Source organism: Mesorhizobium sp. ANAO-SY3R2, assembly GCF_042466635.1.
GTDB lineage: Bacteria > Pseudomonadota > Alphaproteobacteria > Rhizobiales > Rhizobiaceae > Aminobacter.
The window spans coordinates 52,317-76,603 of the sequence record NZ_CP159955.1; the positions used below are offsets into that span (position 1 = coordinate 52,317).

Here is a 24,287-nt window from a genome sequence, read left to right on the forward strand (position 1 = left end):
AAAGCCTGTTGTCTGGTGTTGGGTTCGGTCGAAGGCGAGGCTCGCATGCGAGGTGATGCCGGATCGCGCAAGGGGCCGCCGCTCACCAGGCAACGCCTGCTATTTGCCGCGCTGCAAGGCTGGAGCCGCAGGGATCTCGGCGGCGACGCCGCTGCCGGCCTGACGCTGGCTGCCATTGCCATTCCCGAGCAGATGGCAACCGCCCGGCTTGGCGATTTCTCGCCCGAGATCGGCTTTTTCGCCTTCATTGCGGGTTCCGTGGCGTTCGCCGTCTTTGGGGCAAGCCGCTACCTTTCAGCCGGAGCCGATTCGACCATCACCCCAATCTTCGCCGGCGGATTGGCGCTCGTTGCGACTTCCGGTTCGCCGCAATATGCCGCGCTCGCCGCCATGCTGGCATTGATGGTCGGGGCCATTGTCCTTGTGGGCGGCCTGCTGCGGCTGGGCTGGATCGCCGACCTGTTGTCCGTGCCGGTCACATCAGGCTTTCTCGCCGGCATTTCGATCCATATCGTCATTTCGCAGTTGCCCGACCTGCTTGGCCTGCCGCCGGGCAGCGGCGATGTCTTTTCCCGGCTGGCGGCGATCTACAGCGATTTCAGCCAGATCAACCTGCTGAGCATGGCGCTGGGGGTAGGCGTGTTTCTCGCAGTGCTGGCCGGCGAGCGCCTAAGTCCTCGCGCACCGGCCGCATTGATCGCGTTGGCGGCGGCAACGGCGGCCGTGACGCTGTTCGGTCTGACGCAACAAGGCGTTGCGGTTCTGGGCGCGCTTCCCAGCGCATTGCCCAGGCTTTCCGTGCCGGCCGTGGCGCTTCAGGATATGCGCACGCTGGTGCCGATGGCGCTGCTGATTTCGCTGGTTATCATGGTGCAGACGGCGGCAACGACACGCTCCTTTGCCGACCCGGACGTCAACCGGGACGATGTGAATCGTGATTTTGTCGGCATCGGCGCGGGCAGCCTCGCGTCGGGACTGTTCGGCGCCTTTCCCGTCGACGCCAGCCCGCCGCGCACGGCGATCGTTGCCGCAACCGGCGGGCGCTCGCAGCTGACAAGCCTGTTCGCCGCGGCAATCGTCCTGCTGCTGGTGCTCTTCGGCACGACCTTGCTGCACAACGTGCCGCAGGCAGCACTTGCCGGCATCCTGATGTTCATCGCGCTGCGCATCCTGCGCTGGCCGATCTTCGTTTCGACCTTCCGCCAGGCCCCGGTCGAGTTCGCGCTGATCGTCGTAACCGCTGTTGCCATCGTGGCGCTGCCGATCGAGATAGGGGTCGCGACCGGCATCGTGCTGTCGCTGCTGCACGGCCTGTGGGGCATGACCCAGGCGCAGGCGATCGAGTTCGAAAGGGTGCCCGGCACGTCCATCTGGTGGCCGCCGGGCAATGGCCCGAAGGGCGAGCGCATCGACGGCATTCTGGTCGTCGCCTTCCAGGCACCGCTCTCCTTCGTCAACGCCGAACGCTTCAAGTCCGACATCGAAGCGATGGTGGCCGCCCGTGCCCCGACACTCGAGCATGTCATCTTCGAGGCCGGCAGCGTCATCGACATTGATTTCACTGCCGCCCGCGCGTTGGCCGACGTGATCGCCTATTGCCGCGACGCCGGGGTGACCTTTTCTATTGCCCGGCTGGAATCGGTACGGGCGCAAACCGCGCTTGTTCGCTTCGGTATTGCGACAGCACTGGGCCCGGATCGCATCTTCCATAGCGTCGACAACGCGATCGCCGGGCTCGCGGCAGAGGTACGGCCGGGCGGAAGGGAGAACTGAGCCATGGACAACGAAATGATGCCGACAGTCCAGCCGGTGAAGATCGCGGATCTGCGTCCGACCCAGATGACGGTCGGCTTCCGCGAGGTGGCGCTGAAACGGCGCCAATTGCGGGCGAAGCGCCCGGACAAGGCCGGCACCTTCATTGCGCATCACTTCATTCCCACTGTGCTCGGACCGAAAGGCCGCTGCCACATCGTCGACCATCATCACCTGGCGCGGGCCATGCACGAAGAGGGGCTCGAGGATGTCTTCGTCACGGTCATCTGCGACCTGTCCGGCCTCGACAAGGAGGCTTTCCTCGTCGTGCTCGACAACCGGTCCTGGATGCATCCATTCGACGCCTCGGGCACCCGCCGCAGCTATGCCGACATTCCCAAGTCGATCGGCAAGCTCGAAGATGACCCCTATCGTAGCCTTGCCGGCGAGGTCAGGCGGCTGGGCGGCTACGCCAAGGACACCACGCCGTTCGCCGAGTTCCTGTGGGCCGACTTCTTTCGCAGGAGGGTCCCCCGCGAAGTTGTCGATGACGATTTCGACCGTGCAAGTCGCCATGCTTTCCAGTTGGCGCGCCTGGCCGGGGCAAATTACCTGCCGGGCTGGAGCGGGCCAGATACCTGACAAGCATTGCCGCAAAAGAAAAAGGCGCAGGGGGCAGCCCGCGCCTTTTCCACGCCTTGGGAGGCATTCCAATAGCCTCACAATAAGGTCGAGCCCCGTTCCGATGCAATCGGAACGGAACAGGTTCTAGAACCCGTTGACGTCGAACTGCAGCCGCCGGGCCGAGTCGATCGACTTGTGGTTCCGTACCTTGGCGAGCACGTCCTCGGGGAACGGTGCGTCGAGATAGAGCAGTGCTATGGCATCTCCGCCCGGTCGGTCGCGGCCGAGCGAGAAATTGGCGATGTTGACGCCGTTTTCGCCGCACACGGTGCCGAGCAGGCCGATGATGCCGGGCGCATCGGCATTGGTGGTGTAGAGCATGTGCTGGCCCACCTCGGCATCGAGATTGATGCCCTTGATCTGGATGAAGCGCGGCTTGCCGTCGGAGAAGCAGGTGCCGGCGATCGAGCGCGTCATGTGCTCGGTCTTCACCGTCAGCTTGATGTAGCCGTCGAACACGCCCGACTTGTCGCGCTTGACCTCGGCAACGATGATGCCGCGCTCCTTCACCATGATCGGCGCCGACACCATGTTGACGTCGGAGACCTGCGGCCGGATCAGGCCGGCAAGCGCTGCACTGATCAGCGCCTTGGTGTTCATCTGCGCTGTCGAGCCGTCGAACAGGATCTCGACCTCGGTGATCGGATCGTCGGTGACCTGGCCGACAAAGGCGCCCAGCACCTCGGCGAGCTTGACGAACGGCTTCAGCCGCGGCGCTTCCTCAGCCGTGATGGAGGGCATGTTGATGGCGTTGGTGACAGCACCCTTGATCAGGTAGTCGGCCATCTGCTCGGCGACCTGGAGCGCGACATTCTCCTGCGCTTCCGAAGTCGACGCGCCGAGGTGCGGCGTGCAGACCACGTTCTCCATGTTGAACAGTTCGTTTTGTTCGGCCGGCTCGACCTCGAACACGTCGATGCCGGCGCCTGCCACCTTGCCGCTTTTCAGGCCTTCGATGAGGTCCTTCTCGACGATGAGACCGCCACGCGCGCAGTTGATGATGCGCACGCCCTTCTTCATCTTGGCGATGGAGTCGGCGTTGATGATGTTGCGCGTCTTGTCGGTCAGCGGCGTGTGCAGCGTGATGAAATCCGCGCGGGCCAACAATTCGTCGAGCTCGACCTTTTCGACGCCCAGTTCCTCGGCGCGATGTTCGGAGAGGAACGGATCGAAGGCCACGACATGCATCTTGAGGCCGACGCCGCGGGTGGCGACGATCGAACCGATGTTGCCGCAACCGATGACGCCGAGCGTCTTGCTGGTGATCTCGACGCCCATGAAGCGGTTCTTCTCCCACTTGCCGGCATGGGTCGAAGCGTTGGCTTCAGGCAACTGGCGGGCAACCGCGAACATCATTGCAATTGCGTGCTCGGCGGTGGTGATCGAGTTGCCGAACGGCGTGTTCATGACGATGATGCCGCGCCGCGAGGCGGCCGGGATATCGACATTGTCGACGCCGATTCCGGCGCGGCCGATGACCTTGAGATTGGTCGCGGCCGCGATCAGCTTTTCGGTGACCTTGGTTGCCGAGCGGATGGCGAGGCCGTCATACTGGCCGATGACTTCGAGCAGCTTTTCCTTGTCCTTGCCGAGATCGGGCAGGTAGTCGACCTCGACGCCACGATCCTTGAAGATCTGGACGGCGGTGGTGGAGAGCTTGTCGGAAACGAGAACGCGGGGCATGGGCAAATCCTCTTGCGATTGGCCTACCTCCCCCTTGTGGGGAGGTCGGTCGCGTAGCGACCGGGTGGAGTAAATTTGGTTGAGCGCAGGGGCGGGGGCCGAGTCTGATGGTGACCCCCCACCCCGATCCGCTTTGCGGATCGACCCTCCCCACAAGGGGGAGGGTAAAGGGCGTCAGGCCGCAGCCTTGAGCGCGGCTTTCTGATTGGCAAAAGCCCAGTCGAGCCACGGCATCAGGGCGACGAGGTCGGAAGTCTCGACGGTCGCGCCGGCCCAGATGCGCAGGCCGGGAGGGGCGTCGCGATAGGCGCCGATGTCGAAGGCGACGCCTTCCTTTTCGAGCGCTGAGACGATGCCCTTGGCGAAAGCCGCCTGGCCGTCCTTGTCGAGGGCGGCCACTTCCGGATCGACGATCGACAGGCACACCGAGGTGTTCGAACGCGTTGCCGGATCGACCGCCAGATGGCCGAGCCAGGCCGACTTTTCGACGAAGGCGTCGATTGCCGCAAAGTTGGCGTCCGCGCGGGCGACGAGCGCATCGAGCCCGCCCAGGCCCTTGGCCCAGTTCAGCGCGTCGAGATAGTCCTCGACGCACAGCATCGACGGCGTGTTGATGGTCTCGCCCTTGAAGATGCCTTCGATCAGCTTGCCAGCAGAGGTCAGGCGGAAGATTTTTGGCAGCGGCCAGGCCGGCTTGTAGGTTTCGAGCCGTTCGACGGCGCGCGGGCTGAGAATCAGCATGCCGTGCGCGCCTTCGCCGCCGAGCACCTTCTGCCAGGAGAAGGTGACGACATCGAGTTTGTCGAAATCGAGGTTCTGGGCAAATGCTGCCGAAGTGGCGTCGCAGATGGTCAGACCCTTGCGATCATCAGGGATGAAGTCGCCATTGGCGACACGTACGCCCGAGGTGGTGCCGTTCCAGGTGAAGACCACGTCGCGGTCGAAATCTACCTTTGCCAGGTCGGGCAGTTCGCCGTAGGGCGCTTCGAACTTGCGCACGTCCTCGAGCTTGAGCTGCTTGACCACGTCGGTGATCCAGCCGGCGCCGAAAGATTCCCAGGCAACCATGTCGACGCCGCGTTCGCCGAGCAGCGACCACATCGCCATCTCGACGGCGCCCGTGTCGGAGGCCGGAACGATGCCGATGCGGTAGTCGGCGGGAACTTTCAGGACCTCGCGCGTCAGCTCGATGGCCTGCTCGAGCTTGGTCTTGCCGATCTTGGCGCGATGCGAGCGGCCGAGCGGCGCGTCGGCGAGCGCTGCAAGCGACCAGCCGGGACGTTTTGCGCAGGGACCTGAGGAGAAATTGGGGTTCGCCGGACGGAGTCCGGGCTTGGCGACGATCGTCATCGTGGTTCTATCCTTCCAGATAGTTGGCCCCTCGTTGGGGAGGGGTAGCCCACGGGCGGAAATATAGAAACGTCGGAAAAACCGCAAGGGCAAAAGGACGGTGCGACGATCTTGCCGGTTCGCGGGGGTGGTGCGGGGATACTGCTACCAAAGGCAGCTCATCGCTGAGATGAATTATTCTAAAGTTGCGGCGTAGTTTTCATTCTTGCAGAGAGTGCTAAAATGAATTTATAATTAATCTTAAAGATAGAATAAGTAAGTACAATGATCGAATCGCCTACGGCCGGTTCAGATTGTAGCTGGGGGGCGTACATATGGCATCGACGAAGAAGTCTGGCGGGTTGACCGCTGTCACCAAAGACACATTTCCGTACAACTCTTCAGTAGCATCTTTGCCTAAGGTCCTGGCAACGGGAGCGCTTGTGATGGCGCTGGCGACTGTGCCGGCAGTTGCGGGCGGCGGTAATGGTGGCGCGGGCGGGGTCAACGGCATTGACGCGCCGGGAGGCTTGGGGGGGGCTGGTGTCGGCGTTGCTGGGGGAACGGGTTCAAACAGTTCCACGGGCGATGGCGCTGGCGGCGGCGGCGGTGGTCGCGGTGCCAATGGCGGCGCCGGAGGAAACGGGTTCAACAGTTCGCCCGGAGCCGGAGGCGCGGGAGGCGTAAGTCCCGGAGCGAGCGGGGCCAATGGCTCTGCCGGCCAAAAAAGTCCGGACAGTGGCGGCGGTGGCGGCGGTGGCGGCGGTGGTGCCGACGGCTACACCGGATCGGCAGCGGCTTTGTCCGATACATTCGGAGGTAACGGCGGGCAAGGTGGCAATGGCGGTGGGCCTGTCGGGTCTGATGGCAGCAGATATTGGGGCGGCGGCGGCGGCGGCGGCGCGGGCGGATACGGCGCGCTGTTTCAGGGCAATGCACTGCTGCTGAATGGTTCATTGCGCGGAGGCAGCGGCGGCGCCGGTGGTATCGGCGGCAGCGCAAAGACCAGCGCAAATAGCGGCGGCGGAGGCGACGGAGGCGACGGCGGTGGCGGCCTCGTCGCAAATTCAAATCTAGTTCTCGGGGTCTCGTACGGCATAGTCATCCAGGGTGGTGATGGCGGAAATGGTGGCGCCGGCGGCATATCGACCGATCCTGGATTTAATTTTGGCGGTTACGGTGGTGACGGTGGTGTTGGCGGCGTTGGCGCGGAACTCGGTAGCGGGGGACGTATTGTCAATCAGGGCACCATCGCAGGCGGCCGTGGCGGTACTGCCGGTCAAGGCGGATCGGGTCTCAATCCCGGACAGCAGGGGGCTGACGGCACTGCCGGCCTCGGAGGCGCAGGCATCGTTGGCTCTGACTTGATCGTCATCAACGATGGCACGATCTCGGGCGGGCTGTCGGGTGATGGTGTCACCCGCGCCAAGGCAATCGCCTTCACCGGCGGGACAAATCGCCTGGAGGTTCGGGCGGGGTCGGCGATCAATGGCAAGGTCTCAGCCTTCAGTGCCGCCGACACCTTTGCGCTTGGCGGAGCGGCGAACGGCACGTTCGATCTTTCGCAACTGGGCGCAGTGGGTTCGGGTTCCGAGTATCAGGGCTTCGGCATTTTGGAAAAGTCCGGCAGCGGCACCTGGACTATCTCCGGCACACCGGGCGCGACCATGGCCTTTTCGGTCACCGGCGGCGTTCTCGATCTTGGTGGCAATAGCCAGACCGCGAGCGTGTTTTCGCTCACCGGCGGGGAATTGCGCAACGGTACGCTGAGCAGCAACGGAGTTTTCGATCTGCAGGCCGGCACCGTCTCGATGGTGCTGGCGGGGAACGGGGCACTGCGCAAGAGCGGCGCAGGCGTGGTGACGCTTACCGGGGATAATTCCGGCTTCACCGGCACCTCCACGGTATCGGGCGGCAAGTTGCTCGTCGGCGCCGGTGGAACGGGCGCGCTCGGAGGGTCCATGACGGTTCAGTCCGGCGGCATTCTCGGCGGGTCGGGCACCGTCGGTGAAACAGTTATCCAGTCCGGCGGCATTCTCGCGCCGGGCAATTCGATCGGCACGCTGCACACTGGAGTGCTGACTTATGAGGCCGGTGCCATCCATGAGGTCGAACTCGCCGATGGCGGCAACGCGGCTGGAACCCACAACGACCTGACTGTTGCGAGCGGGCTGGTGACCATCGATGCTGGGGCCGTTCTGCGGGTCAGGCCGGTAAACGGCACCGATACCGGTGAATTCTACGACCCCGGCCTCAAATACACGATCATCACTTCGACCGACCGGATTGACGGCAGTTTCGGCACGCTGCTCGACGATTACCTGTTTCTCGATTTCGTCGACAGCTACGACGGAAAGAACGTCTATCTGACTAGCCGGCTCACCGATGTTTCGTTCTGCCTAGCCGGCTCGACGGCCAACCAGTGCGCCGCGTCACAGGCGGTGCAGTCCTCGGCGCCGAGCGCGCTCTTCAGCGCCATCGTCAACCTGACCGACGCGGAGGTGGCCCGCGCCGCCTTCGACCAGCTTTCGGGGGACATGCACGCCTCGACCACGGGCATGCTGCTGCAGGACAGCGGCTTTGTCCGCGATGCCGCCAACGACCGGCTCCGTTCGGCGTTTGGCCAACCGACAGCGACGTCCCTGCCTGTCCTCGCCTATGGCGAAGGCGGGGCCGAACTGGTCGGCGCCGACACCGACCGTTTCGCCGTCTGGGGCAATGCCTTCGGCTCCTGGGGCAACAACGATGGCAACGGCAACACTGCTGCCTTCGACCGCTCGATCGGCGGAGTTCTGATGGGCGGCGATACACTTGTTGGTGATGCCTGGCGCGTCGGCCTGATGACCGGCCTCAGCCACTCGTCCTTCGATGTCGACGACCGCAATGCGTCCGGCGACGCCACCAGCTACTACCTCGGTGCCTATGGCGGCGGCCAATGGGGTGCCGCGTCGCTGCGCACGGGTGCTGCCTACAGCTGGAACAGCATCGACACCCGCCGCGCGGTCAGCTTCCCCGGCCTGTCCGAGGTGCTGTCGGCCGACTACGATGCCGGCACGGCGCAGATCTTCGGCGAGGCAGCCTACCGCATAGACACGGCAGCGGCGTCCTTCGAGCCCTTCGCAAATCTCGCCTATGTCAATGTGCACACCGACGCGTTCACCGAGACGGGCGGGACGGCGGCACTGTCGCAGGCCAGTTCCAACACCGATGCGACCTTCACCACACTCGGCATCCGCGCCTCGGGCGACTTCGCGCTCGGCACCGTCAACGCCACCGCGCGCGGCATGGTCGGCTGGCGTCATGCCTTCGGCGACGTCACGCCGTTCTCGACCCTGGCCTTTGCCAACGGCGACGCCTTCACCGTCGCGGGCGCACCGATCGCCAGGGATGCGGCTGTGCTCGAGGCCGGCCTCGACTTCGACATCGCGCCCAAGGCGAAACTCGGCGTTTCCTACACCGGCCAGTTCGGCTCCGGTGTGTCCGACAACGGCGCGAAGCTCGATCTCAGCATCAGGTTCTGAGGGCGGGCAGATATGCCGGCGTCGTTGCCTGTTCGCGGGATGCCGGCCCAGCCTTGGACGCGCAGGCCTGCTCACCTGGCTGTTGATGGCCGGCGAAATGCCCGGCAGCCGCGCTGCCGGTTCGCAGCAAGAAGAGCTCTCCAAATGCTAAAACGGCGGGCCGAGGCCCGCCGCTGTCAGATGTCGTGGGTGATCGCGCTCACCAGATTTCGTAGCGCAGGCCGACCCTGATCTCGTGCTGCGACAGGCCGCCATCCTTGCCCTGGATGCCGGTGGCGCCGGCAGCGGCTTGGGAGGAGTTCCATTTGAACATGTCGCCGCCGTCGATGTGGCGATATTTGTAGCCGAGATCGACCTTCAGATTGTCGGTCAGGTCGTAGGCGAGGCCGGCCATCAGCGCATAGGTGAAGCGCCAGTCGCTGACGCCGCCATGCGAGTCGGTGCCGACAAGGCCGACTGTGCAGGTGTTGACGTCGTCGACGCAGAAGAAGCGGTTGTTGAGGTTCGACCAGCTGACATAGGACCAGCCGACGCCGCCGCCCACATAGGGCGTCAGGCCGATATAGGTGCCGAGATCGAGATAGCCGTTGGCCATGACGCTGATCGCCGACATCTCGGCGCCGCCCTCGGTGCGGCAGGAGGTGCCGACGTCAGCCGGATCGCACGGGGCTACGCTGGCGGTCGTGCCCGAGAAATCGGTGCGGAAGCCGTCGACGGTCGCGTCGGCGCGCAGGTAGTCGGTGAAGCGATAGCCGACGCCGCCGCCCCAGGTGAAGTTGTTGTCGATGTCCTGCGAGGTGAAATTATCCTGGCCATAGACGATCGGGGGGCCGTCGTCGAAGGTGCGGAAGCTTGCCGTTCCGGTGCTGGTCGACAGGGCGTAGCCGACATCGCCGCGCAGGTACCAGCCGGAGCCGACCTCGACGGGGACATATTCCGGCGCCTCTTCGATGACGACAGGCGGTTCGTAGTCGGCGGCCTGTGCCGCCAGCGGCCAGAGCATGGTCGCGGCCAGCGCCAGTGCTGCGCGAGATTTGAGAATCATGATCGCATTCTCCCGAAATGGCGCCGGGTGTTGCCCGAGAATCCAGCAGCCGTTCGGAGCATTGTTAACCATGCTGGTTAAGGTGCGGTTAAGGCTAATGTTTTGTTAGCGGCGGCCGGCGTGCGTCTTGGCCGATGGCAAAAAACCGCCCGGCGGTGGCACCGGGCGGCTTCTTTCGACTTCATGGGGCCACGCCCTTGCGGCGCGTCGTCTTGCCTAGTTCAGCGAGTAGCGGACGCCGAGCTTGAGGTCGTGCGAGGTGATGTCCTTGAACGTGATGCCCGATAGTGGGGCTAGCGCCGGGTCGAAGTTGTAGAGGGTACCGGTCGCCGCGTCGCCGAGGTTGACGTAGCTGTAGCCCAGGTCGACGGTCATGCGCTCGGTGGCCTGGATGCCGACGCCGGCGTGCAGGGCCCAGGCAAAGTTCCACTTCGACGTCGTGTTGGCGTAGCCGCCGCCACCGTTGATTTGGTTGGCGTCGCGGAAATTCGAGATCGTGTTGCGCGAAGCGCCGATGCCGGCGCCGAGATAGGGCGTCACACCATAGAAGGTGCCTACGTCTGCGTAGGCGTTGGCCAGCAGCAGCCACTCCGACTTTTTGCCGCTGTAGTCGTTGGTGTAGGTGTTGGCGGGGCCGCCAGGCTGCCACGTCACCCGGTCAAGCGCATTGAAATCGGCCGCGCCGCGATACTCCACGCCGATGTCGCCGCGCAGGTAGTCGTTGAACTTGTAGCCGACTCCCACCCCCATGATCGGGGCCGACGAGAAGTTGCCCTTGTCGAGCCAGACATGCTCCATGATGCCGGGATCCTGGAAGGCCGCGGATTGCAGCCGGTCGAGCCGCTGGTTGCTCATGCCGAGATGGCCGCGCAGATACCAGCCGCCATTGACGGGCACGGCCACCTCCTCGATCACCGGCTCGGGCATATCAGCCGCATATGCTGGTGCGCTCGCGCCGACGAGGAGCGTGGCGATGAATGCATTCCTTCCAAAATTGCGCATCATGAAAACCCCATACCAACGGACCCGTAATGGGCCCGACCATGACTAATCGACGTGGATAATGCTTGGTATAGGTTAAGGTGCACTTAACCCTGCCGATTAACCATGAATTCTTTGGCGCGACGGCTTCGACCAAGATGAAGCGCGTTGCTGGAACGCAAAAAAAAGCCCGTTTTAAGCGGGCTTTCTTCGGTCTGGCAAATTGATTGGCGCTCAGGCGGCCGTGCGGCTTTCGGCAATGACGCCGACGATGTCGTTGACCACGGCTTCGACCAGTTGCGGGTCGTCGCCCTCGGCCATGACCCGGATCAGCGGCTCGGTGCCGGAGGGGCGGATGACCAGGCGGCCGGTCTTGCCGAGACGGTTGCGGCCTTCCTCGATTGCTGCCTTGACCGGGGCTTCCTCGAGCGGCTTGCCGCCGGAGAAGCGCACGTTCTTGAGCAGTTGCGGCACCGGCTCGAAGGTGCGGCTGAGTTCGCTCATCGGCTTGTTGGAGCGCTTGATGCAGGCCAGCACCTGGAGTGCTGCCACCAGGCCGTCGCCGGTGGTGGAGAAGTCGGACAAAACGATGTGGCCCGACTGCTCGCCGCCGATATTGAGGCCATGCGCGCGCATGTGCTCGACAACGTAGCGGTCGCCGACCTTGGTGCGGTGCAGTTCGAGCTTGAGATCGCCGAGGAAGCGCTCGAGGCCGAGATTGGACATAACTGTCGCCACCACGCCGCCACCGGCCAGGCGGCCGTTCTGCTGCCACGACTGGGCGATGAGGCCCATGATCTGGTCGCCGTCGACGATGGTGCCGTTCTCGTCGACGATGACGACGCGGTCGGCGTCGCCGTCGAGGGCGATGCCGATGTCGGCGCGGACTTCGTGGATCTTCTTCTGCAGGCCAGCCGGATGGGTCGAGCCGCATTCGGCATTGATGTTGAAGCCGTTGGGCTCGACATTGATCGCAATCACCTCGGCGCCGAGCTCCCACAGCACCGCGGGGGCCACCTTGTAGGCCGCACCGTTGGCGCAGTCGACGACGATGCGCAGGCCCGACAGCGACATCGAGCGGGGCAGGGTGCGCTTGGCGAATTCGATGTAGCGGTCATGCACGCCGTCGACGCGCTTGGCGCGGCCGAGCCCGTCGGAATCGGCGAGCATGGCGGTGACGTCCTCGTCGAGCATCGCCTCGATGTTCTGCTCGATCTCGTCGGAAAGCTTGTAGCTGTCGGGGCCGAACAGCTTGATGCCGTTGTCGTGGTAGGGGTTGTGCGAGGCCGAGATCATCACGCCGATGTCGGCGCGCAGCGAGCGCACCAGCATGGCGACCGCAGGGGTGGGGATCGGGCCGAGCAGGAACACGTCCATGCCGGCAGCACACAGGCCAGCGACTAGCGCGTTCTCGATCATGTAGCCCGACAGCCTGGTGTCCTTGCCGACCACGACGCGATGGCGGTGGTTGCCGCGCTGGAACGACAAGCCGGCGGCCATGCCGACCTTCATGGCGACTTCCGCCGTCATCGGAAATTTGTTGGCCCGTCCGCGAATGCCGTCAGTGCCGAAATAGCGTCCAGCCATGTTTGTTCAGTCCCCGTGGTGTCCACCCGCGATTGCTTTGCCACAACCCAGGGCGATCAACGCATCACATTTGGTGATTTTATGTCACAAAACCTTAGAAAAGGGTTGGGGGATTGGGGTGCCCAGCTTCGCATATTTGAGTATAGGAATATTGTCCTATATCGTAGGTACTTGGATATAGGAGGCAAGATTGGATGTTAGATGTTCAGCTATCAGATGGAGATTTGAGCAGGCTAATCGGAGGCATTCATCTGCTTCGAACTGAAGCTCTGCTCCTTCGACTACATTTGATGCTGAAGGCAGGATTTCGTCCCGATCAGCCGCGTGTACCTGCGGGCAACGCTGACGGCGGGCAGTGGACTGATGGCGGCAGCACAGTATCTCGTGTGTCCAGTCGGGGCCGGGCTGGCAGCGGTGGCAATCGAGTTGGTGCCCGCTGGCCGAACGCCTCCTTGGGGCAGTTGACACGGCTTGAGGTCAGTCATTCCCAAATGCAGGCTGCTCTTCAGCAAGTCGGCCGCCTCGATCCCGGGTGGCGGCCAAGCCCTCAGGCCTATGAGACCATCGAAGGGCACATTTCAGCAAATTTGGTGACGATGCGCGAAGCGCAAGCTCGTCTCGACAGATTGCGTGATGTTGGAATTGGCGTAGGCCGATACGCTGCGGAAAGTTTGCCAGCAAGAGATTCCAGCCGTAACTTTACGAAGTGGGAGAGAATGGAGATCAATAGGATCGGGCGCGCAACAGGCTGCCATACATGCGGCACTAGGAATGCAGGAGGGCCAACGGGCAATTTCGTTCCCGACCACCAATCGCCTACGGCTCTGAACAGGTCAGCGGCTAGGCAAAGCCTTTACCCCCATTGTCTGAATTGTAGCTACATCCAAGGTGGATGGGCGCGCCAACTCAAGTATCGAAGGCAGCAATGAGGCAGATAGCAAAAATTGCGTCGGTCAATTCGTTGGTGTTCATCTCTGACACGAGCGGCGGCGAGGCTCCCACTCCGGTTCGGGGTGCTCAAATCCTGGCTACTGCCTCATGTGTCTCCATCGCTTGTTATCCCGAGATCGACGGCAAGACCGAGATTGTCCTTGGTCGAGCGGATGAGGTGGATCCCGGAGTACCTGCAGCCTTTGATCAGATTATGGACACTTCCTGTAGGGACCTTGTCATTTCGACTGTAGACGGAGAGTCGATTCTGGAAACCAAAGTACCGACGACTGCCACGCGGGTCAGAATCTGGCGGAGCGAGCCGGAATGGCCGCGGAAGATACTTGTCGGTTGGGGATAGATGATCGGCAGAGCGGCCGGGGCAGGCACGAGGAAGCCATGGACGAAGTTCGCCGCAGCGTGCCTGTTCTCAACTCGCTCGTTTTCATCCTGGATTTCAAGCGGTTCGACTGCCCGGATGTAGACGGTATTGGGGCTTACTGGAAAACCGACAGCTGCGTCGCAGTCGGGTGCCTACCTGATTGTGACGGCGAGACCGAAATTGTCCTGACCAGCGGCGGCCTACCGCCAGGGGATCTGAAGTTTCTTGCCACGGTACGGCTCGAAACCCCTAGTCGGCGGCTCGCGATCGAACTCGTGCCTCGTCGAAGGATCGCTGAACTGGATGTTCCAACTGTGTCGACGACATTGGAGATTTGGACCGATGGTTATCGCGATACCGCGATCATCTACGCGATAGTTCGCTGACAAGTCATATCGTTCCACTATGAAAAACGCCGCGGAGTTTCCCCCGCGGCGCCTTCATTCCATCCGGCCAAAACCCTCAGTTCGACGGCTGGGGCTCCATGCCGCCTTCGGGCTCGGAGCCCTTCTTCTTGCCGCGGGTGGAACCTGCCTTGGGCACGGCCGAGCCGCGCGAGGTCGGCGTGTCGTCGCCCATGTCGCGCGAGGGCTTGTTGCCGGCGATCAGCTGCTTGATCTCCTCGCCCGACAGCGTCTCGTATTCGAGCAGGCCTTCGGCGAGCGCGATCCAGTCCTTCTTCTTCTTGGTCAGGATGGTGCGTGCCGTGGTGTAGGCATCGTCGATCAGGCGGCGCACTTCGGCGTCGATGATCTGCGCGGTCTCTTCCGAGACGTTCTGGGTGCGCGCCACCGAATGGCCGAGGAACACCTCTTCCTGGTTCTCGCCATAGGCGACCTGGCCGAGCTTGTCGGAGAAGCCCCAGCGGGTGACCATGGCGCGGGCGAGCTTGGTCGCCTGCTCGATGTCGGAGGAGGCGCCCGAGGTGATGTTTTCCTTGCCGAACTTGATCTCCTCGGCGACGCGGCCGCCCATCATGATGGCGAGGCGCGAGACCATGTACTTGTAGCTCATCGAGTAGCGGTCGCCTTCCGGCAGCTGCATGACCATGCCGAGCGCGCGGCCGCGCGGGATGATGGTCGCCTTGTGCAGCGGGTCGGCCGCCGGCACGTTGAGCGCCAGGATGGCATGGCCGGACTCGTGATAGGCGGTCAGCTCCTTCTCGGCCTGGGTCATGGCCGAGGAGCGGCGCTCGGCGCCCATCATGATCTTGTCCTTGGCGTCCTCGAACTCCTGCATGGTGACGAGACGCTTGTTGCGGCGCGCCGCCATCAGGGCAGCCTCGTTGACGAGGTTCATCAGGTCGGCGCCGGAGAAGCCGGGGGTGCCGCGCGCGACCGTCTTGAGGTCGACATTGGGCGCCAGCGGCACGTTGCGGACATGGACCTTGAGGATCTTCTCGCGGCCGACGATGTCGGGGTTCGGCACCACGACCTGACGGTCGAAGCGGCCCGGACGCAGCAGCGCGGGGTCGAGAACGTCGGGACGGTTGGTCGCGGCGATCAGGATGATGCTTTCATTGGCCTCGAAGCCGTCCATCTCGACCAGCAGCTGGTTCAGCGTCTGTTCGCGCTCGTCATTGCCGCCGCCGAGGCCGGCGCCGCGATGACGGCCGACCGCATCGATTTCGTCGATGAAGATGATGCAGGGCGCGTTCTTCTTGGCCTGCTCGAACATGTCACGGACACGCGAAGCACCCACGCCGACGAACATTTCGACGAAGTCAGAACCGGAGATGGTGAAGAAGGGCACGTTGGCTTCGCCTGCCACCGAGCGGGCCAGCAGCGTCTTGCCGGTGCCGGGAGGGCCAACGAGCAGCACGCCGCGCGGAATCTTGCCGCCGAGGCGCTGGAACTTCTGCGGATCACGCAGGAACTCGACGATCTCCTCGAGGTCTTCCTTGGCTTCGTCGACGCCGGCGACGTCGCCGAAGGTGACGCGGCCATGCGCCTCGGTCAAAAGCTTGGCCTTGGACTTGCCGAAGCCCATGGCGCGGCCGGAGCCCGACTGCATCTGGCGCATGAAGAAGATCCACACGCCGAGGATCAGGATCATCGGCAGCCAGGAGATCAGCACGGAGAAGATCGAGCCGGAGCCGTCGTTTTCGGGACGTGCGTTGATGGTGACGTTCTTCTGCTCAAGCCGCGACACCAGCGTCGAGTCGCCCGGCGAGTAGGTCTGGAAGCCGTTCGGAGTGTCGATGTAGTTGCCGCTGATGCGGTCACCGGCAATCGTCACCGACTTGATGCGGCCGGAGTTCAGGTCCTGGAGGAACTGCGAATAGGCCACTTCGCTCGACGCGCCGCGAGTCTGCGGGGTCTGGAACAGGTTGAACAGGGCAATGAGCAGAACGGCTATGATCGCCCACAGCGCGAAGTTGCGATAGTTCGGATTCATCGAGTATCCCGTTGGCGCTCAATGGGAACGCGCATGGTGAGAGTTGGCTTGTCCCTAACATAGGGACGCCTCCCTACATTGCCAAGCACGTCCCTAAGTCTCGGTTAAGCTCCGACGCCAATGTGGCTACGGCATGGCGAGGCGGGAATTGCCTGTGCGCCGATCAGTCCGGCCACTGCGCGGGCCGGAGCGAGGTCGAAGGCGGGCAGGAAGCGCGCCCATGGTGCGGCCAAGGGCAACGCATCCGGCGCGGACAGAGCGCCGACCAAAGTTTCGCCCCGCCACAAGGCTGGTTCCGCCGCAAGGGCAGTATGCCCAAGACTTTCCGGGACATTTGCTTGGGTATGCAGCATCTTTGCTGCGCCGAAACCCAGCGCTGCTACGGCCAATTCTGGCGCATCTTGCTTCATGCGCAATCTGTATCGGCCATCCCAGATGGAGTGGCGAACTGGCGCAGGCGCCGGCAGGCCGCGGCTTTCGCGCAGCAGGAAGATGCCGCTGCGGCGTGCGTCGACCAATGTGCGCGACAATGTGGCGCGGATCGGCCTTTTCGCGGTCGGGGCGCCGGCGAGGTGCTGCAGCAGCTCGCGGGCGCGCGTCTCGTCGGGCAGATGTGCTGCGCCGCCGGCAACCGCGATCAGGATGCGCAGCGCATAGCATGCAGCGTCCGTGTCCGGCGCGTTGGCCAATGCCGGGTCGAGGCGCATCAGGCCAGGTGCTGGCCGGTTTGCATGGGCATCGATCAGCCTGGCGGCGCGTTCGCCCAGCGCGGTGCGCGCCTGCGCCGCCTGCCGCGCATCGGCGAGCGTTTCTGCGATGCGTGCCTCGCCATCGCCGCGTAGCGCCAGCCTCAGGCGCGGCCGCTCATAGTCCTGGTTGACGTTGGTGGGGTCTTCCAGCCAGCCAACGCAGCGCCCCCGCAGCGCGTCGCGGAGCCATTCGCGCCGCACGTCGAGCAGGGGGCGGATGATCCAGATGTCGCCGTCGAACAAGGTCGCCGGCGCCATGCCGGCGCTGCCGCGCCCGGTGCCACGCGCATTGCGCATCAAGACCGTCTCGACCTGATCGTCGGCGGTGTGGCCGGTGACGACGATGGTCGCGCCCGCGTCGCGCGCAGCATGGGCTAAAAGGTCGTAGCGCGCGTCGCGCGCCGCAGCCGGCACGCCTGACGAGGGCTTGTCGCCGCTCCAGCGCATGGTGCGATGGGCGATGCCGTGGAGCGCGCAAAGCTCCGCGACCTGGTCGGCCTCCGCGCCCGAACCGGGTCTGAGCCCGTGGTCGACGGTGACGGCGAGCAGGCGCGTCGAAGGCGCGTGCCGGTCGAGATGGGATTTGAGAAGAACAAGAAGGGCGGTTGAATCGCTGCCGCCGGAAACCGCGGCGACGATGGTCTGTTGCGAAGCGAGGTCGAACTCGCAGAAGCTCGTGACAAGGTGGGCGTCGATCGGCTGCGTCAGCACGCGGCGAGAGCCCGTTCCTGCTTGACCCGCTCCTTGAGCGCGCCGGAAATGTCTGGGTAGCGCTTACCGATTTCGCCGAAGGTGGCGCAGGCGACTTCGCGCTGCTTGAGGTTGACCAGCGAGACGCCGAGCTTCAGCATCATTTCGGGCGCCTTCTTGGACTTCGGATATTCCTTGGAGGAGGAGAGGAAGATTTCGGCGGCGTCGCGAAATCTCTTTTGCCCAAGCAGCGACTCGCCGAGCCAGAAGCGTGCGTCCGCCGTCTTGGGGTCGGCCGGGAAGCGGGCGATGTGGTCGCGGAAGCCCTGTTCGGCGGTGGTGTAGTCGCCCGAAAGCACGAACTGGTAGGAATTGCGGTAGAGTTCGTCGGGATCGTCGGTCGAGGGCAGCGAGGCGACGACGGCGCCATTCGAGCCGCTTGCAGCGGGTGCCGCAGGCTGAGCCGTCTGATCGCTCGAGGCGTGTTCGTCGGTGGTGGTGGAAATCACATTGCCGTTGGCATCGACGGTGATGGTTCCAAAGGTCGTGGGCGGTGTACCCGTGCCGTCAGGCGCCGCCTGGCCGGGCTCGCCAGTGCCCGATTCGACGATCACTTCCTCGACGCTCTGGCCGCCGCCGGCGGGCGCGGAGGTACCTGTCGCGGCAGTCTGGTGGGTGGTGTCAGGTTGAGGCGCCGCTGGCGCCTCAACGATGGAGCTGTTGGAATTGCCCGAGGCGTCGGACTTTTTCTGTGTGCCGCCTTCAAGTTCCTGGAAGCGGAACTCGTTGTCTTCCTGCATTTTCCGCATCTGCTCCTGCATCTGCAGGATCTGGAAGTTCAGCTCCTCGATGCTGCCGTTGAGCTTGCGGATCTGCTCTTCGAGGGCCGTGACGCGCGGATCGCCCGCCTGGGCGAGCTGGATCATGCCGTCGCTGCTATCGGAATTGCCCTTGCTGCCGAACACGCCCGGCAGGCCGACCTTTGGGAAGGGGATGTCGAGCCCGACGCTGTCGCGCGCGTGCGCTGCGGCCCCGGACAGAAGGAAGATGGCAAGCGTGCCACTCAGGATTGATCGAAGATGCATTAGCCTCTCGCCGTAAAACGGAATTGGTTGCTTTGCGCCGATGCGCTGTTGTCATTTATCAGGACGCGCGACTTCGGCCAAATTTTGTTTGGGCCATGCAGATAGACAAAAGGCGGCCCGAGGACCGCCTTTTGAAATTCAGTGTTGCAGTTTTGCCGATCAGCTACCGGCGCCCGACAGCGTCGTGACGGCGCGGCGGTTCTGCGACCAGCAGGAAATGTCGTCGCAGACGGCGACCGGGCGTTCCTTGCCGTAGGAAATGGTCTTGAGGCGGTTGGCGGCGACGCCCTGCGAGATCAGATAGTCGCGGGCGGCGGCAGCGCGGCGAGCGCCGAGCGCCAGGTTGTATTCGCGGGTGCCGCGCTCGTCGGCATGGCCTTCGACAACGACGCCGTACTGGCGGTACTTGTTCAGCCACTGTGCCTGGCGGGAGAGGATTCCCTGCGCGTCGGCGCGGATCGACGAGGAGTCGGTGTCGAAGAAGATGCGGTCGCCGACATTGACGGTGAAGTCCTGGGCCGAGCCGGGGGTCGCCGCACCGGCGCCAGAGCCAAGGCCGAGATCGGCCGCGCTGTTGGGGCCCTTCTTCGAGGCACAGCCGGCGATCGCCAGCGAGGCGACCAGCGCTACCACAACAGGATTAGTTGCAAATTTTGCGATACGGCGCATGCCGCCTCTCCTTCGCATTCGAGTGATTTCGTTGATCATCCAGTAACCACGTCGCGGTTAACCGGCGTTCAAGAAACATGGTTAAAACTTAGTTGCCGCTCGCCATGCGTCCCTGCAATGCGGCGCCCGTCCACTTTCGATTTCGCTGCGCACCCTAGGCGGAAATACGGCGGAAAGGCGGCATCATTGGGCAAATGATGCTGCCTGGTTCGATTGGTCGCGCCTGACGCTCCGGCATGTTGGGTAGGCCCGAACATGCAAGCGCCGCGCGTCCGGTCGGACGCGCGGCGCTCCAATTGCACATGGGCGATTTGCTAGTCGAGCAGCGGCGACCAGGCCGGATCGGAGGCAAAGCCCGTGGTCGGGATCGCCTGTTCGTTGCGGCCGGTCAGGTCGATCGAATAGAGCTTGGGGCCGCCGCCGCCGGGGGCGTCGCGGAAGAACATCAGCACGCGGCCGTTCGGCGCCCAAGTCGGGCCTTCCTGCTGGAAGCCGGTCGACAGGATGCGCTCGCCCGAGCCGTCGGTCTTCATCACGCCGATCTGGAACTGGCCTCCGGACTGCTTGGTGAAGGCGATAAGATCGCCGCGCGGCGACCAGACCGGGGTCGAGTAGCTGCCACCGCCGAAGGAGATGCGGGTCTGGCCCGAACCGTCGGCGCCCATGACGTAGATCTGCGGCTGGCCGCCACGGTCCGAGGTGAAGACGACTTTCGAGCCATCGGGCGAATAGGACGGCGAGGTGTCGATGGCGCTGGAATTGGTCAGGCGCGTGGTGGTGCGGCTGCGCAGGTCCAGCGAGAAGATGTTCGAGTTGCCGTCGTCGCGCATCAGGCTCATGATCACCTTCTGGCCATCAGGCGAGAAGCGCGGCGCAAAGGTCATGCCGGGGAAGTTGCCGACGAGTTCGCGCTGACCGGTTTCGATCTGCAGCAGGTAGACCTGCGGCTGGCCGCTCTCATAGGACATGTAGGTGATTTCCTGACGCGTCGGCGAGAAGCGCGGCGTCATGGCAATCGACCGGCCGTCGGAGAGGTAGCGCACATTGGCGCCGTCCTGGTCCATGATGGCGAGCCGCTTCTTGCGGTCGGTCTTGGCGCCGGTCTCGTCGATGAACACCACGCGGGTGTCGAAGTAGCCCTTTTCGCCGGTCAAGCGCTCATAGATGGCATCGGCAATGATGTGGGCGATGCGGCGCGAATTGGCCTTGTTGGCGAAGAACTGCTCGCCGGCAAGCTGCTGGCCGGCAAAGGTGTCCCACAGCCGGAACTCGGCCTTCAGCCTGCCGTCGGCCTCCTTGCTGACGCGGCCGGTGACCAGTGCCTGGGCGTTGATCACCTTCCAGTCCTCGAAGCGCGGTGCAACGTCGGGATTGGAAATCTTCTCGATGAAGGCGCCCTTGTCGATCGGCGCGAACAGGCCGGAGCGCTTGAGGTCGGCGGCAACGATGCCGGCGATCTCGGCGCCAATGCCGTCAGCCGACAGGAAGTCGGTGATGGCGATCGGCAGCGGCTCGACATTGCCCTTGTTGACGTTGATCTCGACCAGCGCGCGTGCCGGCAAGGTGGCAAAGGCGGTCATTCCGCTCGCCATGGCGCCAATCAATAAGATCGCTTTGACTAAATGCTTCATTACAGGCCTCTTTGTTCCGGGTGAGCGGCGGGCGCTCAGAACATCTCGCTCGGGTCGAAATTGACGATGACATCCGCCCAGGCTTCGTATTTGTCGGCGGGCAGGTTGTAGGGGGCGCATTGCATGACGGCGCGGCGGGCCGATTCAGCTGCCGCACGCTCGATGCCGGCCGAGCCACCGCCGGAGATGATCTCCGGCCGGCCCTCGATCTCGCCGGTCTGGGTCAGCTTGAACTGGACGGAAACCTTGAGGCTGCCGCCGTCCATGGCGCCGGCCGGAATGTTCCAGCAGCGCTGGATCTGGCCGCGCAAGGCATCCATCTCGCTCTGGCTGAGTTTCGAGCCGCCGGTGTCCTTCTTGCCGCCGAGCGAGGCCTGTTCGGTCGAGCGTTTGGCGCCGCCGCCCGAAGGCTTCTGCTTGTTGAGAAGGGCCGCCACCTCGTCGGCATTGAATTCCTTCTCTTCGGACTTCGGCTTGGACGAGGCTTGCTGGGATTGCTTGTCGTCCTGCTTGCGCTCGGGCGTCTTGGCCGTCTGAGCCTGCGGCGGCTGCGGCTTGGCGTCGGGCGCGGGCGCGTTTTCGGGTAGCTTGACGGCTTCCGCCTCGGCCTGGTCGGAGACGATCGTCTCGGCCACCGGGTCGGGCTTGACCTCCTGCTTGGGCTGCGGCTGCGGCGTCACCTCGGTCGCCGGAACGGGCGTCGGCTTCTGCTCGGCCGGCTTTGCCGGCTCTGGCTTGGGCTGCTCCACGGGGGTCGGTTTCGGCTCGGGCTTGGGCGAGGGGGGCGGGGCTGCTGCCACGTCCACCTGCTTCTCCGTCGGCTCGGGCGTCGGCGGCTTGTCGCTGTCGATCTTGCTGTCGCCGACATTCTGCGCGTCGGGCACGATGTCGGGGCGCGTCGTGGGCGTCGGCGCCGGCTTTTCCTTGGCCGGGGCCTTCTTGTCGCCCTTCTGGATCTGGGTGATCGATTCCACCGGCACGATGTCGACCGGCATCGCTTCGACGTCGGTGACTTCGAAGGCGCGCGGCGCCGACAGCGAAAACAGGCCGAAACCCAGCATCGCCGCATGCAAGACCACAGATGTCGTGAGGCCGGCTTTCATGTCGTGGACTACTGATCCTGTTCCTGCAGTGTGACGAGGCCGATGTTGCGGAAGCCGGCGGCAGAAATGCGCGCCATGACCTGCATCACCGTGCCATAGTCGGCGGTCTTGTCGCCGCGCACATAGATGCGCTCCTCATAGCCGGTCTTGGCTATGGCCTCGAGCTTGGCGACGACCTCCTCGATCGGGATCTCGGTTTCCTGCAGGAAGATCTGGCCGCCCTGGTTGACCGAGACGGTGATCGGCTGGGTATCGGAATTGAGCGCCTTGGCCTGCGTTTCCGGCAGGTCGATCGGCACGCCGACGGTCATCATCGGGGCCGCCACCATGAAGATGATGAGCAGCACCAGCATGACGTCGACGAGCGGCGTGACGTTGATTTCGGAAACGAGCGTGTTGCGGCGTCCCCGCCGCCCGCGTCCGCCGCGGCCCCCGCCGCCTGCGCCAACTGACATTCCCATGGTTAGCTCCCCTCAAGCCGCCCGCTGCTGCGCGACTTTTTCATCGATTTGGCGCGACAGTATGGCGGAGAACTCGTCGGCGAAGCCCTCCATCCGGCCCGCCAGCTTGCCGGCGTCGGACGACAGCTTGTTGTAGGCGATGACGGCCGGGATAGCGGCGAGCAGGCCGATGGCCGTCGCCAGCAGCGCTTCCGCGATGCCGGGGGCCACGACTGCGAGGTTGGTCGACTTCGAGCCCGCGATCGCCTGGAACGAGGTCATGATGCCGACGACCGTGCCGAACAGGCCGATGAAGGGAGCAGCCGAGCCGATGGTGGCGAGGAAGCCGAGCCGGCCCTCGAGCCGTTCCATTTCACGGGTCAGCGCAAGATCCATCGCCTTGTCGATGCGGGTCTGCAGACCAAGCGGCGACTTCGCACCCTTCTCGAAGCTCTTCTTCCATTCGCGCATGGCGGCGACGAAGATCGCGCTCATGCCAGTCGTCTTGCGGTCGGACAGGTTGCGATAGAGTTCTTCCAGCGACTGGCCCGACCAGAAGATCTGTTCGAAGCGGTTCAGGGCCGAACGCATGCGGTTGTAGGCGATCACCTTGTCGACGACGATGGCCCAGGTCCAGACCGAGGCGCCGATCAGGCCCAGCATCACCAGCTTGACGACCCAGCCGGCCTGCCAGAACAGCGCCCAGATCGACAATTCTGCGCCGGCATGGGCGAGAGGTAGATTTTCCATCTTGAAACAGTCCTTAGATTTCCGGGCCTGGCTACGGAGCCTGCTTTGAACTTCGGATAGGGCCGTGCGGCGGCCGGTCTCGGTCTTCGCTATCCCAAGTTCAAAACAGGCTCATGGCTAGCCCATGCGCATCATCCCATGTGGTCCGTTCGCGCTAAGCTTCCGGAAGTGCCCCAAAAATGCGCCTTTCTCGGCCTTTTCGGGGTGAAATTTGGTGAAAGGAAGGCCGTTCGCAAACCTCACGACTTTCACTCGGCCCTTAATGGACCGTTATGGTTAAGGATGGGTTAGGATGTGGGGTGTGGCGGTTGACTCTCGGTCAACTCCCGCGGCAGCGTTTCGATTCGGCTTCAGCCACGCGGGATGAAGGCTTCGATCCACTCCTTCGGGAAACGCCGGGGGCGGCCGTTCTCGCCGATGATCGCAGCCTCGACGCGCGCTTCGACCAACACTTCGCCGCCGCGCTTCAACTGCTGGGCCATGGTGATCCGCGCCCCGGAAATGTTCTCGGTGCGGGTGTCTATGGTGAGGATGTCGTCGATCTTGGCGGGGCTGCGGAAATCGATCTCCATGCGTCGGACGATCCAGACGATCTTCTCGCCATGCTTGCCGTCGGCCAGTTCGGTATGGTGGACGCCGGCGAGGCGCAGGAAATCCGAGCGGCCGCGTTCGAAGAACTCGAGATAGCGGGCATGGTAGACGACGCCGGAGAAGTCGGTATCGGCATAGTAGACCCGCGCCATCAGCCGATGTCCGAACGAGGTCAGCGCGCCCGACAGCCCAGTGGCAAGTGCGTCCGTTTCAGCTTGATCGGCCATGGCGCTTTCTTCGTTCCGGTCTCGTGGCTCGGCCCAAACCGATGGCAGCAATGGCGGCGAT

The 24,287-nt window shown here is 63.9% G+C and carries 18 protein-coding genes; 4 read left to right on the forward strand and 14 right to left on the reverse strand.

Annotation, left to right across the window (positions count from 1 at the left end):
* The first annotated feature begins 45 nt into the window (after positions 1-45).
* Entirely contained in the window at positions 46-1,773 is a 1,728-nt protein-coding gene (locus ABSY17_RS04925; protein WP_378947412.1) for a SulP family inorganic anion transporter, read from the forward strand.
* Positions 1,774-1,776: 3 nt separating this feature from the next.
* Positions 1,777-2,394, forward strand: a complete 618-nt coding sequence (locus tag ABSY17_RS04930; protein ID WP_378947415.1) for a ParB-like protein — start codon at positions 1,777-1,779, stop codon at positions 2,392-2,394.
* A gap of 126 nt (positions 2,395-2,520) precedes the next feature.
* Here ABSY17_RS04930 and serA read toward each other — a convergent pair whose 3' ends face one another.
* Together serA and ABSY17_RS04940 are read right to left on the reverse strand one after the other, a co-directional pair.
* Positions 2,521-4,119: a phosphoglycerate dehydrogenase gene (gene serA, locus ABSY17_RS04935; protein ID WP_378947418.1), complete on the reverse strand. Its 1,599-nt coding sequence runs from the start codon at positions 4,117-4,119 to the stop codon at positions 2,521-2,523.
* Between the two features lie 174 nt (positions 4,120-4,293).
* On the reverse strand, positions 4,294-5,469 hold the full coding sequence (locus ABSY17_RS04940) for a phosphoserine transaminase (RefSeq protein ID WP_378947420.1): 1,176 nt from the start codon (positions 5,467-5,469) through the stop codon (positions 4,294-4,296).
* Between the two features lie 425 nt (positions 5,470-5,894).
* On the opposite strand from ABSY17_RS04940, the gene ABSY17_RS04945 reads away from it, so the two are divergent.
* Positions 5,895-8,969: an autotransporter domain-containing protein gene (locus ABSY17_RS04945; RefSeq protein ID WP_378947422.1), complete on the forward strand. Its 3,075-nt coding sequence runs from the start codon at positions 5,895-5,897 to the stop codon at positions 8,967-8,969.
* A 199-nt stretch (positions 8,970-9,168) separates the two neighbouring features.
* Here ABSY17_RS04945 and ABSY17_RS04950 read toward each other — a convergent pair whose 3' ends face one another.
* From ABSY17_RS04950 to glmM, 3 genes are all read right to left on the reverse strand, one after another.
* Positions 9,169-10,014, reverse strand: a complete 846-nt coding sequence (locus tag ABSY17_RS04950; RefSeq protein ID WP_378947425.1) for an outer membrane protein — start codon at positions 10,012-10,014, stop codon at positions 9,169-9,171.
* Positions 10,015-10,230: 216 nt separating this feature from the next.
* On the reverse strand, positions 10,231-11,016 hold the full coding sequence (locus ABSY17_RS04955) for an outer membrane protein (protein ID WP_378952426.1): 786 nt from the start codon (positions 11,014-11,016) through the stop codon (positions 10,231-10,233).
* A 213-nt stretch (positions 11,017-11,229) separates the two neighbouring features.
* Entirely contained in the window at positions 11,230-12,582 is a 1,353-nt protein-coding gene (gene glmM, locus ABSY17_RS04960) for a phosphoglucosamine mutase (RefSeq protein ID WP_378947428.1), read from the reverse strand.
* A 1,329-nt stretch (positions 12,583-13,911) separates the two neighbouring features.
* Between glmM and ABSY17_RS04965 the strand changes: the two genes are divergently transcribed.
* Complete coding sequence (locus ABSY17_RS04965; RefSeq protein ID WP_378947430.1) at positions 13,912-14,280, forward strand: hypothetical protein; 369 nt, start codon at positions 13,912-13,914, stop codon at positions 14,278-14,280.
* Between the two features lie 76 nt (positions 14,281-14,356).
* Here ABSY17_RS04965 and ftsH read toward each other — a convergent pair whose 3' ends face one another.
* The 9 genes from ftsH to ybgC all read right to left on the reverse strand — a co-directional run bounded on the left by ftsH (position 14,357) and on the right by ybgC (position 24,226).
* Positions 14,357-16,291 carry an ATP-dependent zinc metalloprotease FtsH gene (gene ftsH / locus ABSY17_RS04970; protein WP_378947433.1) on the reverse strand — a complete coding sequence of 645 codons (1,935 nt, stop codon included), beginning with the start codon at positions 16,289-16,291 and terminating at the stop codon, positions 14,357-14,359.
* 104 nt (positions 16,292-16,395) lie between these two features.
* Positions 16,396-17,751 (reverse strand): tRNA lysidine(34) synthetase TilS, encoded by a 1,356-nt coding sequence (gene tilS, locus ABSY17_RS04975; protein WP_378947436.1) that lies wholly within the window; start codon positions 17,749-17,751, stop codon positions 16,396-16,398.
* On the reverse strand, positions 17,745-18,815 hold the full coding sequence (gene ybgF, locus ABSY17_RS04980; protein WP_378947439.1) for a tol-pal system protein YbgF: 1,071 nt from the start codon (positions 18,813-18,815) through the stop codon (positions 17,745-17,747). The genes tilS and ybgF overlap by 7 nt, the downstream gene beginning before the upstream one ends.
* 159 nt (positions 18,816-18,974) lie before the next feature.
* Entirely contained in the window at positions 18,975-19,484 is a 510-nt protein-coding gene (gene pal, locus ABSY17_RS04985) for a peptidoglycan-associated lipoprotein Pal (protein WP_378947442.1), read from the reverse strand.
* A gap of 314 nt (positions 19,485-19,798) precedes the next feature.
* Positions 19,799-21,076: a Tol-Pal system beta propeller repeat protein TolB gene (tolB, locus tag ABSY17_RS04990; protein ID WP_378947445.1), complete on the reverse strand. Its 1,278-nt coding sequence runs from the start codon at positions 21,074-21,076 to the stop codon at positions 19,799-19,801.
* Between the two features lie 74 nt (positions 21,077-21,150).
* Positions 21,151-22,218 carry a hypothetical protein gene (locus ABSY17_RS04995; protein WP_378947447.1) on the reverse strand — a complete coding sequence of 356 codons (1,068 nt, stop codon included), beginning with the start codon at positions 22,216-22,218 and terminating at the stop codon, positions 21,151-21,153.
* An 8-nt stretch (positions 22,219-22,226) separates the two neighbouring features.
* Complete coding sequence (gene tolR / locus ABSY17_RS05000) at positions 22,227-22,679, reverse strand: protein TolR (protein ID WP_378947450.1); 453 nt, start codon at positions 22,677-22,679, stop codon at positions 22,227-22,229.
* A gap of 12 nt (positions 22,680-22,691) precedes the next feature.
* Positions 22,692-23,408, reverse strand: a complete 717-nt coding sequence (tolQ, locus tag ABSY17_RS05005; RefSeq protein ID WP_378947453.1) for a protein TolQ — start codon at positions 23,406-23,408, stop codon at positions 22,692-22,694.
* Positions 23,409-23,758: 350 nt separating this feature from the next.
* A complete protein-coding gene (gene ybgC / locus ABSY17_RS05010) occupies positions 23,759-24,226 on the reverse strand; it encodes a tol-pal system-associated acyl-CoA thioesterase (RefSeq protein ID WP_378947455.1) in 468 nt (155 codons plus the stop codon).
* Between the last annotated feature and the right edge of the window lie 61 nt (positions 24,227-24,287).

What these genes read in the sequence shown, in the direction of transcription:
- glmM (WP_378947428.1), bottom strand. Translation starts at nt 12,582, where the DNA reads ATGGCTGGACGCTATTTCGGCACTGACGGCATTCGCGGACGGGCCAAC.
- ABSY17_RS04965 (WP_378947430.1), top strand. Translation starts at nt 13,912, where the DNA reads ATGGACGAAGTTCGCCGCAGCGTGCCTGTTCTCAACTCGCTCGTTTTC.
- ABSY17_RS04950 (WP_378947425.1), bottom strand. Translation starts at nt 10,014, where the DNA reads ATGATTCTCAAATCTCGCGCAGCACTGGCGCTGGCCGCGACCATGCTC.
- ftsH (WP_378947433.1), bottom strand. Translation starts at nt 16,291, where the DNA reads ATGAATCCGAACTATCGCAACTTCGCGCTGTGGGCGATCATAGCCGTT.
- ABSY17_RS04945 (WP_378947422.1), top strand. Translation starts at nt 5,895, where the DNA reads ATGGCGCTGGCGACTGTGCCGGCAGTTGCGGGCGGCGGTAATGGTGGC.
- ABSY17_RS04995 (WP_378947447.1), bottom strand. Translation starts at nt 22,218, where the DNA reads ATGAAAGCCGGCCTCACGACATCTGTGGTCTTGCATGCGGCGATGCTG.
- pal (WP_378947442.1), bottom strand. Translation starts at nt 19,484, where the DNA reads ATGCGCCGTATCGCAAAATTTGCAACTAATCCTGTTGTGGTAGCGCTG.
- ABSY17_RS04940 (WP_378947420.1), bottom strand. Translation starts at nt 5,469, where the DNA reads ATGACGATCGTCGCCAAGCCCGGACTCCGTCCGGCGAACCCCAATTTC.
- ybgC (WP_378947455.1), bottom strand. Translation starts at nt 24,226, where the DNA reads ATGGCCGATCAAGCTGAAACGGACGCACTTGCCACTGGGCTGTCGGGC.
- ABSY17_RS04930 (WP_378947415.1), top strand. Translation starts at nt 1,777, where the DNA reads ATGGACAACGAAATGATGCCGACAGTCCAGCCGGTGAAGATCGCGGAT.
- serA (WP_378947418.1), bottom strand. Translation starts at nt 4,119, where the DNA reads ATGCCCCGCGTTCTCGTTTCCGACAAGCTCTCCACCACCGCCGTCCAG.
- ABSY17_RS04925 (WP_378947412.1), top strand. Translation starts at nt 46, where the DNA reads ATGCGAGGTGATGCCGGATCGCGCAAGGGGCCGCCGCTCACCAGGCAA.
- ABSY17_RS04955 (WP_378952426.1), bottom strand. Translation starts at nt 11,016, where the DNA reads ATGCGCAATTTTGGAAGGAATGCATTCATCGCCACGCTCCTCGTCGGC.
- tolQ (WP_378947453.1), bottom strand. Translation starts at nt 23,408, where the DNA reads ATGGAAAATCTACCTCTCGCCCATGCCGGCGCAGAATTGTCGATCTGG.
- tolB (WP_378947445.1), bottom strand. Translation starts at nt 21,076, where the DNA reads ATGGCGAGCGGAATGACCGCCTTTGCCACCTTGCCGGCACGCGCGCTG.
- tolR (WP_378947450.1), bottom strand. Translation starts at nt 22,679, where the DNA reads ATGGGAATGTCAGTTGGCGCAGGCGGCGGGGGCCGCGGCGGACGCGGG.
- ybgF (WP_378947439.1), bottom strand. Translation starts at nt 18,815, where the DNA reads ATGCATCTTCGATCAATCCTGAGTGGCACGCTTGCCATCTTCCTTCTG.